Raw genomic sequence first — 11,802 nt, forward strand, 5'->3', positions numbered from 1 at the left:
GGGGCGGGGGACGCACAAACGGCCCTGGCGTGCGGCGCAACGGCGCGGCGCGGCGGTGCGCCGGGGCGATGCGCCGGGGCGGCCCGGGCCCACTATCGTCAAAGTGACGAGTATTAGGGGTAGCATCTCCCCCATGAACACAGCAGACCTGGGGCTGCCGGTGGCCGTGCCGTCGACGGCACTCTTCACCGACCAGTACGAACTCACCATGCTGCAGGCCGCGTTGCGGTCCGGGACCGCGGACCGCCGGTCGGTCTTCGAGGTCTTCACCCGGCGGCTCCCCGAGGGCCGCCGCTACGGCGTGGTGGCGGGCACCGGGCGGGTGTTGGACGCGGTGGAGAACTTCCGCTTCGACGACACGATCCTGGGCTTCCTGCGGGAGCGCGGCATCCTCGACGGGCCGACGCTGGACTGGCTGGCCGACTACCGCTTCCGCGGCGACATCTGGGGCTACCCGGAGGGCGAGGTCTACTTCCCCGGCTCGCCGATCATGCGCGTCGAGGGCACCTTCGCCGAGGCGGTGGTGCTGGAGACGGTGATCCTGTCGATCCTCAACCACGACTCGGCGGTGGCCGCGGCGGCGTCCCGGATGGCGGTGGCGGCCGGCGACCGGCCGCTGATGGAGATGGGCGCCCGGCGCACCCACGAGCTGTCGGCGGTGGCCGCGGCCCGCGCCGCGTACGTCGGCGGCTTCCACGTCACCTCCGACCTGGCGGCGGGCTTCCGCTACAACATCCCCACCGTCGGCACCAGCGCGCACGCCTTCACCCTGCTGCACGACAGCGAGCGGGACGCCTTCACCGCCCAGGTCGACACCCTCGGCAGCGGGACGACGCTGCTGGTGGACACCTTCGACGTCACCGAGGCGGTGCGCACCGCCGTGGCGGTGGCCGGCCCGGGCCTGGGCGCGGTGCGGATCGACTCCGGCGACCTGCTGCTGATCGCGCACCGGGTGCGTCAGCAGTTGGACGAGCTGGGCGCGACCAAGACCAAGATCGTCGTCACCAGCGACCTGGACGAGTACGCCATCGCCTCGCTCGCCGCCGCGCCGGTGGACGCGTACGGGGTCGGCACCCAGGTGGTGACCGGCAGCGGGCACCCGACCTGTTCGATGGTCTACAAGCTGGTCGCGCGGGCCGACGGCAACGAGCCGGGCGCGCCGCTGCGGCCGGTGGCGAAGAAGTCCATGGGCGCCAAGTCCTCGATCGGCGGCCGCAAGTGGGCGGCACGCCGGCTGGACGAGGACGGGGTGGCCGAGGCGGAGGTGATCGGCACCGGCCCGGTGCCGGCCGACCTGACCGACCAGCTGCTCCAGGTCCCGCTGGTCAGCGGCGGCAAGGTGGTGGCCCGGGAGCCGCTGGACGCGACCCGCAGCCGGCACATCGCGGCCCGCGCCGGGCTGCCGCTGTCGGCGACCCAGCTGTCGCGCGGGGAGCCGGTGCTGCCCACGGAGTTCGTCTGATGCACGGCGGGCGGCGGGGCGGGGGCGGCGCGGGCGCGCCCACCCCTCCCGCCGCGCGTCCGCAGTGGCTACCCTCGGTCACATCACGCCTCGCCCCCCGAAACCCCAGCCGGAAGGCACGCACCATGCACCGGGCACTGATCGTCGTCGACGTACAGAACGACTTCTGCGAGGGCGGCAGCCTCGCGGTGGCGGGCGGCGCGGACGTCGCGGCGGCCATCACCGACCTGGTGGGCGCCGCGGCCGGCAGCGGCTACCGCCACGTGGTGGCCACCCGCGACCACCACGTCGATCCCGGCGCGCACTTCTCCGACCGGCCGGACTACCGCACGTCCTGGCCCGTGCACTGCGTGGCCGGTACCGAGGGCAGCGGCTTCCACCCGAACTTCGCGCCGGCCATCGCCTCCGGCGCGGTCGACGCGGTGTTCTCCAAGGGCGCGCACGCGGCCGCGTACAGCGGCTTCGAGGGCGCGGACGAGCACGGCACGGCGCTCGCGCAGTGGCTGCGGGAGCGGGACGTCACCGAGGTGGACGTGGTCGGGATCGCCACCGACCACTGCGTCCGCGCCACCGCCTTGGACGCCCTGGCCGAGGGGCTGCGGACCCGGGTGCTGCTGGACCTGACGGCGGGCGTCGCCCCGCAGAGCACCGAGGCGGCCCTTCAGGAGCTCCGCGCGGCGGGTGCGGAGCTGACCGGCAAGCCGGTGGTGGCCGGCGGCTGACGGGCGCCTGGCGCGCCCGGACGGGCGTGCGCCTCACCCGCCGGTCGGGCTGCCCGTCGCCGGGGTCCGGGCGGCCTCCTGCCTCAGGAGGGCCCGTATCGGGTGCCAGGACTCGGTGTCGTCGTCGGGGGCCTCGCGCCAGACCAGGCCGTCGGGGTGATGGAGCACCGCGGTGATCTCGTCGGGGGTCGGCGGCGCGGTGTTGCCGCGCAGGTAGACGGCGCGCAGGCCGAGGTTGCGCAGCCTGGTCAGGGCGCGCTGGCGGTTCACCGCGTGGACCAGGACCCGGATGCGGCAGCCGCCGCCGTACGGGTCGCAGAGCGGGCCGTGGCCCGGTCTGGGCAGCGAGAGGGCGACCACCACGCTCCCGCCGGGAAGCCTGGTGAAGCCGCCTCTGGTCATCGTCATATCTCCCCCGTGAGACTCGGCGTCAACAAGGAACTGCAAGACGCATCTAAACGCCTATCGGCCGCCGCCCGCTAGGGGGCGACGGCCGATAACGCTATGACCTGCGGTTTTTACTTTTTACTTACCGGCGGGGCCCACCGTGAGGTTCACCGTGGAGCCGTCCTTGGCCTCCTTGGTGATCGCGATCTTGGTGTTGGTGTCAGGAACGACCACGCCGCCGGTCGGGTTCGCCTTGTCGTAGTAGACGCCGTTGCGGTCGTCGAAGACCCGCACGCCGGGCTTCGAGGCGATCTTCACCGCGACGCCGTCCTTGTGCAGGGTCAGGGCGTCGGTGCGGGCACCGGTGAAGGTCGCGTCGTAGGTCTGGAAGCGGTTGCGCATCAGGGTGCCGTCGGCCCAGCGCTCGGCCCGCGGGTGCGCGTCGACCGGGAGGATCCGCCCGACGCCGGGGTGCATGCCGACGTTGTTGTCCCGCTGCGAGGTGTCCCACAGCCAGATCAGCACGCCGTTCTGGAACGGGAAGTGCTCCACCCAGCCCGGCCGGGCGGTCTTCCAACCGAAGTTGTACGGGCCGGACTTGAGGGTCTTGTCGTAGGAGACGTACTGGCGGTTCTCGGCGAGGTAGTACTGCGGGTAGTCCTTGGTGAAGGACGCGCCGATCCGCGAGAAGCCCTTGCTGGTCCAGCCGTTGTCGCCGTGCTCGGCGTCGTCGGTGAAGAGCGGGGCGCCGTCGGCGGTGAGGGTCAGGGCGTCGGCGGTGAAGCCCTTCTGCGCGACGCCGCCGTCGGTCTGGTAGCGGAAGCGCAGGTCGATCTTCTTGCCGGCGTACGCGTCCAGCGGGAAGGCCAGGTCCTGGTGGTCGGTGACGGTGCCGCTCAGCGCGGGCTTGCCGGAGGCGTCGCGCGGCAGCGCCTTGCCGTTCGCGGTGCCGTCCAGGGGCGTCCAGTTGGCGCCGCCGTCGGTGGAGACCTCGGCGTAGACGTAGTCGTAGTCCTTCTCGGTGTCCCACCAGCCCTTGAGGGTGAGCGCCGCGCGGGACTTGCCGGTGAGGTCCACGGTCCGGGTCAGGGTGTTGGACAGGTCGTCGCCCATCCCGCTCCACCACTGCGTCGCGCCCTCGGCGGGCTTGACGATCTCGGTGGTGACCTTCTTCGCGGGCAGCTCGACGACGAGCGCCTGCTTGTTCTTGGTGTTGTACTCGGCGACGCCCAGGGTGTGCCGGGACGGCGTCGCGGCCTTGGCGGTGCCGTAGTTGAGCCAGCCGAGCTGGAGCTTGTCCCAGGCGCTCATGTCACCGGGCAGGTCGCCGATGGCGTCCTTGCCGCGGCCGAGCCAGGAACCGGCCGACATCAACGACCAGAAGTCCACCGAGGATTCGCCCTTGCCGGTGGTGTCGTACTCGTCCGGCAGGCCCAGGTCGTGGCCGTACTCGTGGGCGAAGACGCCGAGTCCGCCGTTCTCCGGCTGCATGGTGTAGTCGCCGACCCAGAAGCCGGTGTCGCCGATCTGGGTGCCGCCCGCCTTGTTGTCCGCGGGGCCCGTCTTGCCGGCGTCGGTGCCGTACGCGTACCAGCGGTGCGCCCAGATGGCGTCGGTCTTCTGGACGCCGCCGCCGGCCGACTCGTCCTCACCGGCGTGCACGATCTGGAAGTGGTCGAGGTACCCGTCCGGCTCGTTGAAGTTGCCGTTGTGGTTGTAGTCGTTGCGGTCCCACTGGTCGTACTGGGCGAGGTCGGCCTTGATCTGGGCGTCGGTGCGGCCCTGGGCCTTCTGGTCGGTGACCCACTGGTTGACCGCGTCGCGGATCAGGTCCCAGGCGCTGGGGCAGTTGGTGGAGCCGCAGTAGTTGGAGCCGTAGCGGGCCTCGTTCCACGGGACGCGGACCCAGTCGGAGACCTGGCCGTTCACCGAGTAGCGGCCGGAGGACTGCCGCTCGTAGTACTTGGCCAGCGACTCCTTCTTCTTGTCGTGCGAGAAGTACAGGTCCTGGTAGTGCTGCCGGTTGAAGTCGGCCTGCCAGGCGGTGCTGTTGTCCTTCTTGCGGTCCGGCTTGGCGATCGTGTTGTGCGCCGGGCCGGGCGTGCCGCCGTACTTCTTGACCGGGGGCAGCGGACCGTCGCCGTCCGGGTCGTACATCGTGGTGTCGTCGACCTTGTCCCCGAAGTCCACCAGGATGGTGAAGATCTTGTCGGTCTTCTCCCGGGCCAGTTCGACGTACTTGCCCTTGCCGAGCTTGACGACCTTGGAGCCGTTGCGCTCGGTCGCCTTGGCGTCGCCGGATATGACCTGCTGGAGCGCCTCGGTGCGCTGCGCCTTCTGCCGCTCGCTGAACGGGCCCTTGAGGTCGTGGGCGTCGGCGCGTTCGGGTGCCGGGTCCGTGCGGACGGTGGGCGCGGCGGCCGGGGTGGCGTCGGCCGCGGCCACCCCGGTCGACAGAACGGCCGCCCCGGTCGCGGCGAGCGCGGTGGCCAGGGCGGCCGTCCCGAACAGTCTTCGGTGCTTTCTCACTTGGCCAAGTCCTCCCCATCAACTGCCCAATACTGGAGGGCATTCGACCGGATCTGGGGAAGAAAAGACAGATCTTGACGTGTACGCGGACACCGAAGTACGTTATCCGGCTTGCGTTGCACAGCTATCGGACAGCGGACGCACAGATTCCGAATCGCCCGGCCCACGGCCGGAACGCCGCGGGGGGATATGCCCGACGGGCATGCGCCCCCGCCGCCAACAGGCCGGACGGCGCGCACGGCGCCTTGTCGCACGGATCCGCGACCGCGCCGTGCGCCCCCGTGCTCCACGCCGGTGGGTTAGGTCACGCTTACCTGGCGTTCCGCTCGGGCACAAGGGACCGTAGGCTCGTTCGGTGGCGCGTCGCCGGACGCCCGACACCCCCGCCGACCCTCCGAGGACGGATCCCGCCATGCCTCGTCCGACCGCCACCCAGCTCGTCTACGGCTCGGCCACCGTCTTCCTCTCCACCCTCGCGATGCTGCTGCTCTCCCAGACGCAGACCGGGATCGGGGTCGCGGTCATCGCCCTGGCCGGCCTCGGATTGGGGCTGTTGGTGGCGATGACGGTGCCGATGCCGGGGCTGTCGCGGGTGGCGCGCCGGGCCGGCGGGAGCGCCTCGGCCCCCGACGGGCCCGCCCCGCTGCGGGCCGTGCCCGCCCCGGCCGAGCGCCTGCCGCGGCAGCGGACCCGCGCCCGGGTTGGCGAGCGGGCCCGCTGACACCCGTCCCCCCGCAATGAGTTGACGGTCCGTCACGCCGTCAGTCCGTGGCAACCACCACGGTCCTGGCCGCCTTGTCGTGCAGGCACTGCTGGTACGGCTTGTCCCAGGTGCACCACAACACGTTGACCAGCCAGAAGATGAAGCCGCAGCACGGGATGATCTCCGGCAGGGTGTAGACCGCGGCCCGGGTCCAACCGGCCTGCGCGGTCGGGATGGCGCCGTCCGAGAGCATCGCCACCCGGATCCGCATCGCCATCTTGCCGAGCGTCTGGCCGCGGCTGGTCAGCATCAGCCCCTCGTAGATCAGGTACGCCAGCATCGTCACGCCGGACACCGTCGCCTGCTTGCTGGTCTCCACGCTGCTGGTGCTGAAGTAGTCCACCCAGCCGACGATCGCGTTCATGATCAGGGTGACCGGGACGCCGATGATGAGCGCGTCGATGATCCGGGCGACCAGTCGCTTGCCGCGATTGGCCAGCGGCGGCATCCCCGCCAGGGGGTCGGCACCGTACTCCCCCGCGCCGCCATAGGGACCGCCCGCCGGGGGCCCGCCGTACGGGCCGCCGCCGTAGGGCGGCGGCTGGCCAGCACCGGGCGGCGGCGGGGGCGGCGGGCCACCGGGAGGCGGCGGGGCTCCACCAGGGGGGCCGCCGCCCTCGCCCGGGCCGGCACCGTGCGGGGAGCCGTTGCGCGGTGCGCCGTCGTGCGGGGCGCCGCCCGCCGGGGGCCCCGGCGGCTGCTTCAGGAACGGGTCGTGCTCCGGCGGTTCACCGGGGCCGGGCCGGGGCTCGTCGGTACTCATGGCCCGAGTCGAACCCTTGCGGGCCGGCGCCGCATCCGGCGGGGTCCGATCGGCGTACCCGGGCCGTCAGGGCGGGTGACGGCCCGGGCAACGACCGGGTGACGGTCAGTCGGACGCCGCGTCGGAGGCGACGAAGGTGCGGGCCAGCTTGTCGTGCCAGCACTGCCGCCACGGCTGGTCGAACACGCACCACAGGGCGTTGACCACGCCGACCACCGCGACGCCGAGCACGCCGTAGACCAGCCAGCGCTTGATGGCCTGCGCCAGCTGCGGGGTGTCGTGGCTCTCGATGTCCAGTACCCGCACGCCGCAGAGCTTCTTGCCCAGCGTGCGGCCCCACTTGAGGGTCGGCAGCACCTCGTAGAGGCCGCCGCCGATCAGGATGACGGCGAGGATCGTGAGGTAGACGGGGGCGGTGGTGCCGTCGACGAGGTACACCGTCACCTGACGGCCGGACTGCTTGGCCGCCTCGACCTTGGCGTCGAGATGGTCGGTGACCGTGGACCACATGGGCAGCGCCACCGCGAGGGCGACCAGGGCCAGCACCAGGGTGTCGATCAGTCGGGCCGCGAGCCGGCGGCCGAGCGGCGCCGGGTGGCCCTGCGCGGCCTGCGCGGCGGCGAAGAAGACGTCGGCGGTCGGCGGCTTCCAGGGGATGACGCCGTCGTCGCCGGCGGCACCGCCCTGCGGCGGCAGGCCGGGCGTGGAGGTCGGGGCCGCCGGGGCGACCGGCGGCTGCGGGGCGACCGGCGGCTGCGGCGCAGCCGGCGGCTGGGCCTGGCGGGCCGCCTGCTGGGCGGGGGGCTGCTGGGCGGGCGCCCCGGTGGCGGGCAGGGACTGCGGCGCGCCACCGGCCGGGCCGGCCGTGGGCCGGTCGCCCGCCGGGAGGCGGAAGGCCATCGTCTCGTTCTTGACGGCGGGGCGGTCGTCCGCGGCCGGGTCCGGCCGGACGGCGCGGAAGGCGGTGGTGCCCCGGTCCGGGGCGGGCGGGGTGGGGGCCGGGGTGCCGGGCGGGTTCCCGGGCCGTACCGCGCGGATCGCGGTGGTCCCCTGGTCGCCGGACCCGCGGCGGGCCGCCGGGTTGACGGCGCGGATCGTCACCGTCCCGTCGGACGGGGCGTCCGGCGCGGGCGGGCCCGCGGTGCCGGCCGCGTCCGCGGCGGCGGCCCCGTCGGTCTCCGCGGCGCGCTGCGGCGGCAGCCCGCCCCAGGCCGCACCGCCGGCCGGGGTGCCCGCGGGGGCCTGGCCGGGCGCGCCCCAGGAGATCCGGCCGTCCTCGCCGAAACCGGCCTGCCGGGAGGCGTCGGCCTGCCAGGAGGGCGCGGCCTCCGGGCTGGTGCCGTGCAGCCGCGCCGGATCGTCCCAACTCGCGCCGGGCACCTCCATCTCGCCGCGGGGACGGACGGTCGGCAGGCCGGAACCGGTCGGGTCCGCTCCGTCCAGGAAGACCGGGCCGGTCTCCTCGACGGCGGCCTGCGCGGGGGTCGCCGGGGCCACGCCGGGCGGCGGCGCGGGCATCGGTTCGCCCTCGGCGGGGGCCGGCCGGCTGGTGCCCGGCGCCCATGCGGCACCGTTCCAGTACCGGATGTAGCCGGGGATGGACGGGTCCGGGTAGAAGCCTGGCGTGGGGCTACCGCCGGCGGATCCTGAGGTAGGGGCGCTCATGTCCGAAGTCCCGTATCTGTTCTCGGCCTGGTGGGTGTCGGGGTGCAGTCTGCCGCAACGCGGCGTCCACATCTATCAGACCCCGGGTCGTAACCGTGTTCCTCCCCTGCCCCGGCAGCTGTCGGCAACTCCCGGAGAACTCCCGGAAAAAAGTTGCCCGAAGTCGTGTAAGAGTCCGGCCGTCGCGCGCTCTCTCCTGGTGCGGGCCCGCAATCGGGTCCCGCGCGAGAAGTCGGAGAGAGGCGGAAACCCATGCACACCGTGGTGGAACGAGAGCTGGAACTGGGCCTGGTGGTGTCGCCGGAGCGAACCATTCCGGTACCGGCCCGGTTGACCTACCGGACCGAAGACCCCTATGCCGTGCACGTCACCTTCCACGTCGGATCGGACTCCCCCGTCCACTGGACGTTCGCCAGGGAACTGCTCGTCGAGGGCGTCTTCCGGCCGTCCGGCGAGGGCGACGTGCGGGTCTGGCCGACGAAGTTGGACGGCCGCAGCCTGGTCTGCATGGCGCTGGACTCGCCGGACGGGGACGCCCTGTTGGAGGCGTCGGCCGCCGTCGTCTCCGCCTGGTTGGAGCGCACCCTGCGGATCGTGCCGCCCGGCTCCGAGAGCGTGCACCTGGGCATCGACAAAGGACTGAGCGCCCTGCTCGCACTGGCCTCCCGGGACGACGCCGGGCCGAACGGGCCCTGGCCGACGGAGGAGTCCCCCGAACCCGGCGCGTGAGCGGTGGCGTCGTACCACCGCCCCACGACCGTGGGCCCGTCGACTGCTGGCCCGCCGACCGCCAGCCCGTCGACCGCCCTTGTGGAAGGCGTCCACCGCGGCGCGGGCCCGGGGCCGGGTCCGCGCCGGCACACCCGGCCGCGGACCGGCCCCCGTTCAGTCGCCGCGGTACGTCTCCAGCAACCGGAGCCAGATCTCGCTGATCGTCGGGTAGGACGGGACGGCGTGCCAGAGGCGTTCGATCGGGATCTCCCCGGCGACCGCGACGGTGGCCGAGTGCAGCAGTTCCCCGACGCCCGGCCCGACGAAGGTGGCGCCCAACAGCACCTCGCGGTCCAGGTCCACGATCATCCGGGCCCGCCCGCGGTAGCCGTCGGCGTACAGGGACGCGCCGGCCACCGCGCCCAGGTCGTAGTCGACGACGCGGATCCGGTGCCCGGCGCGTTCCGCCTCGGCGGCGCTCAGGCCCACGGCCGCGGCCTCGGGGTCGCTGAAGACCACCTGCGGGACGGCGTGCCGGTCCGCGGTGGCGACGTGCGCGCCCCAACGGTCGGTCTCCAGCAGCGGGATCCCGCGGGCCCGGGCCGCGATCACGGCACCGGCGACCCTCGCCTGGTACTTGCCCTGGTGGGTGAGGAGGGCGCGGTGGTTGACGTCGCCGACGCCGTACAGCCAGCCGCCGGTCACCCCGTTGACCCGCAGGGTGTCGTCCACGTCCAGCCACGCGCCGGGCGCCAGCCCGACGGTCTCCATGCCCAGGTCCTCGGTGCGCGGCGCCCGTCCCGCCGCGATCAGCAGTTCGTCCGCGACGATCTCGTCACCGGTGTCGAGCAGCACCGTCACCGGCCCGCCCGGCGCCTCCCGGCGCACCTCGCGCACCTCCACACCGGTCCGCAGGAACACGCCCGCCTCGGCCAGCGACTCGGCCACCAGGTGGCCGGCGAACGGCTCCATCCGGGGCAGCAGCCCGTCCCCGCGCACCAGCAGCGTCACCGAGGCGCCCAGCGCCCGCCAGGCGGTCGCCATCTCGACGCCGACCACCCCGCCGCCGACGATCACCAGCCGGCCCGGCACCGTCTTGGCGCTGGTGGCGTCCCGGCTGGTCCACGGCTTGGCCTCGGCGAGCCCCGGCACGTCCGGCAACACCGGGCGACTGCCCGTGCACACCGCGACCGCGTGCCGGGCCACCAGCGTCCGCCCGCCCTCGACGGTCACCCGCCGCGGCCCGGCCAGCCGCGCCCGGCCGCGCACGAGGTCCAACCCGGCCGAGTCCAGCCAGCGGACCTGCCCGTCGTCCTTCCAGTAGGAGACGGTCGCGTCCCGGTGGGCGAGGACCGCCGGCGCGTCCAGGGGCCCGGCGACCGCGTCGCTCAGCCCCGGCACCCGGCGCGCCTCGGAGCGCGCCGTCACCGGCCGCAGCAGCGCCTTGCTGGGCATACACGCCCAGTACGAGCACTCGCCGCCCACGAGTTCGTGCTCCACCACCACCGCGCTCAGTCCGGCGGCGTGCACCCGGTCGGCGACGTTCTCGCCGACCGGCCCGCCGCCCAGCACGATGACGTCGTACGTGTCGGGGGCGGCCCCGTCACCGCCGGCCGGCTCCGCGCCTCCGGACGCCGCGGTCGCCCCGCTCTCTTCGGTCGCTTCGGTCGGTCGCTCAGCTGACATCGGCGGTCGCTCCCTGCTGCGGTGGGGTGGGCCGGGGTCACACGCCCCTAACGGCCATCCTCTTCCCGCCTCGGGCTCAGCGCATCCGGCGCTCGACTGCTTCCTTCGCCTCCACGAGCCCCGCACCGGTCACCTCGCGGTAGAGCTTGATCGCCGCGACCGTCTTCTTCTCCGCCAGCAGGGCGTCGATCTCCGCCATCCGCGGGTCCTCCGGCTCCTCCACCCCGAGGTGCGCCATCACCAGGTCCACCTTCTGCTCCAGCCGCGCCATGCGCCGCTCCAACGGCTTGGTACGACGGTCGAGCGAGGAGGCGAGCACGGCGACGGCCAGCACCAGGATGGCCAGGGCGGTGAAGGTTGTGTCCATGCCGCAAGCGTAGATCGTTTAGCCGGGACGGACGTCGGCGAGCGCGTGCGGGGGCGCAGGGGCGGGCGGATGGGGTGGCGGTGTCCGCCGGCCCTTGGGTGAGCGCCCCTTCTGCCCAACGGCTACCGCACCGCGGGCATGGCGCCGGAGCGCCAGTCGGCGACTCGCTTCCTGATGCTCGACACCATTGCCAACTCGTCAGTCTCATCGGGCGCGAACCATCGCACGTCCGTCGACTCCTCGGACACCGCGAGTCCTCCGGACACCGGGCGCGCCAGAAAACACACGGAGAATTCCTGCCGCACCTCACCGTCGTCGTAGGCGAAGACGTGGCGCGGGTTGGAATACGTACCGACGATGCCGGTGATTTCCACCTCAAGTCCCGTCTCCTCGCGCGTTTCCCGCACCGCGCAGTCCGGCAGCGACTCCCCGATGTGCATGACTCCACCAGGAAGGGCCCACATGCCGTTATCACGACGGCGCTGGAGCAAAATGCGGCCGGCCTCATCGACGACCACGGCCGAGGCTGCCGGAACGAGACTGTTCGCCGCCGGGGCGTTCGGGTCGTCTTCGTAGTCGCGCCTCACCGCAGCCGCCTCAGACAGGGAACTCGCCGCGCTTGACGGCAGCGGCGAAGGACCACCAACCGTCCGCCGGAACCACCAACACAGGGCCACGCGGATCCTTCGAATCACGAACGGGGACGACGCCGGGGAAACCGGGGGCCACCTCGATGCAGTTGCCGCC

The 11,802-nt window shown here is 73.2% G+C and carries 12 protein-coding genes; 4 read left to right on the plus strand and 8 right to left on the minus strand.

Features of this window, described 5'->3' with window-relative positions; translation table 11 throughout:
* Positions 1 to 133 precede the first annotated feature (133 nt).
* A complete protein-coding gene (locus ACJ6WD_RS38595) occupies positions 134 to 1,462 on the plus strand; it encodes a nicotinate phosphoribosyltransferase (protein ID WP_233659427.1) in 1,329 nt (442 codons plus the stop codon).
* 125 nt (positions 1,463 to 1,587) lie between these two features.
* Entirely contained in the window at positions 1,588 to 2,184 is a 597-nt protein-coding gene (locus tag ACJ6WD_RS38600) for an isochorismatase family protein (protein WP_233659426.1), read from the plus strand.
* Positions 2,185 to 2,217: 33 nt separating this feature from the next.
* Here ACJ6WD_RS38600 and ACJ6WD_RS38605 read toward each other — a convergent pair whose 3' ends face one another.
* A complete protein-coding gene (locus ACJ6WD_RS38605) occupies positions 2,218 to 2,586 on the minus strand; it encodes a hypothetical protein (protein ID WP_233659457.1) in 369 nt (122 codons plus the stop codon).
* Positions 2,587 to 2,709: 123 nt separating this feature from the next.
* Positions 2,710 to 5,100 (minus strand): immune inhibitor A domain-containing protein, encoded by a 2,391-nt coding sequence (locus ACJ6WD_RS38610; RefSeq protein ID WP_233659425.1) that lies wholly within the window; start codon positions 5,098 to 5,100, stop codon positions 2,710 to 2,712.
* Positions 5,101 to 5,512: 412 nt separating this feature from the next.
* Here ACJ6WD_RS38610 and ACJ6WD_RS38615 point away from each other — a divergent pair, with 412 nt between their 5' ends.
* Complete coding sequence (locus ACJ6WD_RS38615; RefSeq protein ID WP_233659424.1) at positions 5,513 to 5,821, plus strand: hypothetical protein; 309 nt, start codon at positions 5,513 to 5,515, stop codon at positions 5,819 to 5,821.
* 40 nt (positions 5,822 to 5,861) lie between these two features.
* Here ACJ6WD_RS38615 and ACJ6WD_RS38620 read toward each other — a convergent pair whose 3' ends face one another.
* Entirely contained in the window at positions 5,862 to 6,626 is a 765-nt protein-coding gene (locus tag ACJ6WD_RS38620) for an RDD family protein (protein ID WP_233659423.1), read from the minus strand.
* A 105-nt stretch (positions 6,627 to 6,731) separates the two neighbouring features.
* Positions 6,732 to 8,291 carry an RDD family protein gene (locus tag ACJ6WD_RS38625; RefSeq protein WP_376557321.1) on the minus strand — a complete coding sequence of 520 codons (1,560 nt, stop codon included), beginning with the start codon at positions 8,289 to 8,291 and terminating at the stop codon, positions 6,732 to 6,734.
* Positions 8,292 to 8,543: 252 nt separating this feature from the next.
* Between ACJ6WD_RS38625 and ACJ6WD_RS38630 the strand changes: the two genes are divergently transcribed.
* Positions 8,544 to 9,020, plus strand: a complete 477-nt coding sequence (locus ACJ6WD_RS38630) for an SsgA family sporulation/cell division regulator (protein WP_233659421.1) — start codon at positions 8,544 to 8,546, stop codon at positions 9,018 to 9,020.
* 156 nt (positions 9,021 to 9,176) lie between these two features.
* Here ACJ6WD_RS38630 and ACJ6WD_RS38635 read toward each other — a convergent pair whose 3' ends face one another.
* The 4 genes from ACJ6WD_RS38635 to ACJ6WD_RS38650 all read right to left on the minus strand — a co-directional run bounded on the left by ACJ6WD_RS38635 (position 9,177) and on the right by ACJ6WD_RS38650 (position 11,790).
* A complete protein-coding gene (locus ACJ6WD_RS38635; protein WP_331248897.1) occupies positions 9,177 to 10,688 on the minus strand; it encodes an NAD(P)/FAD-dependent oxidoreductase in 1,512 nt (503 codons plus the stop codon).
* Positions 10,689 to 10,764: 76 nt separating this feature from the next.
* Positions 10,765 to 11,055, minus strand: a complete 291-nt coding sequence (locus ACJ6WD_RS38640; protein WP_016579222.1) for a hypothetical protein — start codon at positions 11,053 to 11,055, stop codon at positions 10,765 to 10,767.
* Between the two features lie 122 nt (positions 11,056 to 11,177).
* On the minus strand, positions 11,178 to 11,642 hold the full coding sequence (locus tag ACJ6WD_RS38645; RefSeq protein WP_044375385.1) for an NUDIX domain-containing protein: 465 nt from the start codon (positions 11,640 to 11,642) through the stop codon (positions 11,178 to 11,180).
* A 10-nt stretch (positions 11,643 to 11,652) separates the two neighbouring features.
* Positions 11,653 to 11,790 carry a DUF397 domain-containing protein gene (locus ACJ6WD_RS38650; protein ID WP_407617588.1) on the minus strand — a complete coding sequence of 46 codons (138 nt, stop codon included), beginning with the start codon at positions 11,788 to 11,790 and terminating at the stop codon, positions 11,653 to 11,655.
* Positions 11,791 to 11,802 lie beyond the last annotated feature (12 nt).

The sequence above is a fragment of the Streptomyces sp. VTCC 41912 genome (genome assembly GCF_045799175.1).
Classification (GTDB): domain Bacteria; phylum Actinomycetota; class Actinomycetes; order Streptomycetales; family Streptomycetaceae; genus Streptomyces; species Streptomyces albulus_C.

Excerpts from the sequence above, each read along its gene's own strand:
- ACJ6WD_RS38595 (WP_233659427.1), top strand. The coding sequence starts at position 134 with ATGAACACAGCAGACCTGGGGCTGCCGGTGGCCGTGCCGTCGACGGCA.
- ACJ6WD_RS38640 (WP_016579222.1), bottom strand. The coding sequence starts at position 11,055 with ATGGACACAACCTTCACCGCCCTGGCCATCCTGGTGCTGGCCGTCGCC.
- ACJ6WD_RS38630 (WP_233659421.1), top strand. The coding sequence starts at position 8,544 with ATGCACACCGTGGTGGAACGAGAGCTGGAACTGGGCCTGGTGGTGTCG.
- ACJ6WD_RS38635 (WP_331248897.1), bottom strand. The coding sequence starts at position 10,688 with ATGTCAGCTGAGCGACCGACCGAAGCGACCGAAGAGAGCGGGGCGACC.
- ACJ6WD_RS38625 (WP_376557321.1), bottom strand. The coding sequence starts at position 8,291 with ATGAGCGCCCCTACCTCAGGATCCGCCGGCGGTAGCCCCACGCCAGGC.
- ACJ6WD_RS38620 (WP_233659423.1), bottom strand. The coding sequence starts at position 6,626 with ATGAGTACCGACGAGCCCCGGCCCGGCCCCGGTGAACCGCCGGAGCAC.
- ACJ6WD_RS38605 (WP_233659457.1), bottom strand. The coding sequence starts at position 2,586 with ATGACCAGAGGCGGCTTCACCAGGCTTCCCGGCGGGAGCGTGGTGGTC.
- ACJ6WD_RS38615 (WP_233659424.1), top strand. The coding sequence starts at position 5,513 with ATGCCTCGTCCGACCGCCACCCAGCTCGTCTACGGCTCGGCCACCGTC.
- ACJ6WD_RS38600 (WP_233659426.1), top strand. The coding sequence starts at position 1,588 with ATGCACCGGGCACTGATCGTCGTCGACGTACAGAACGACTTCTGCGAG.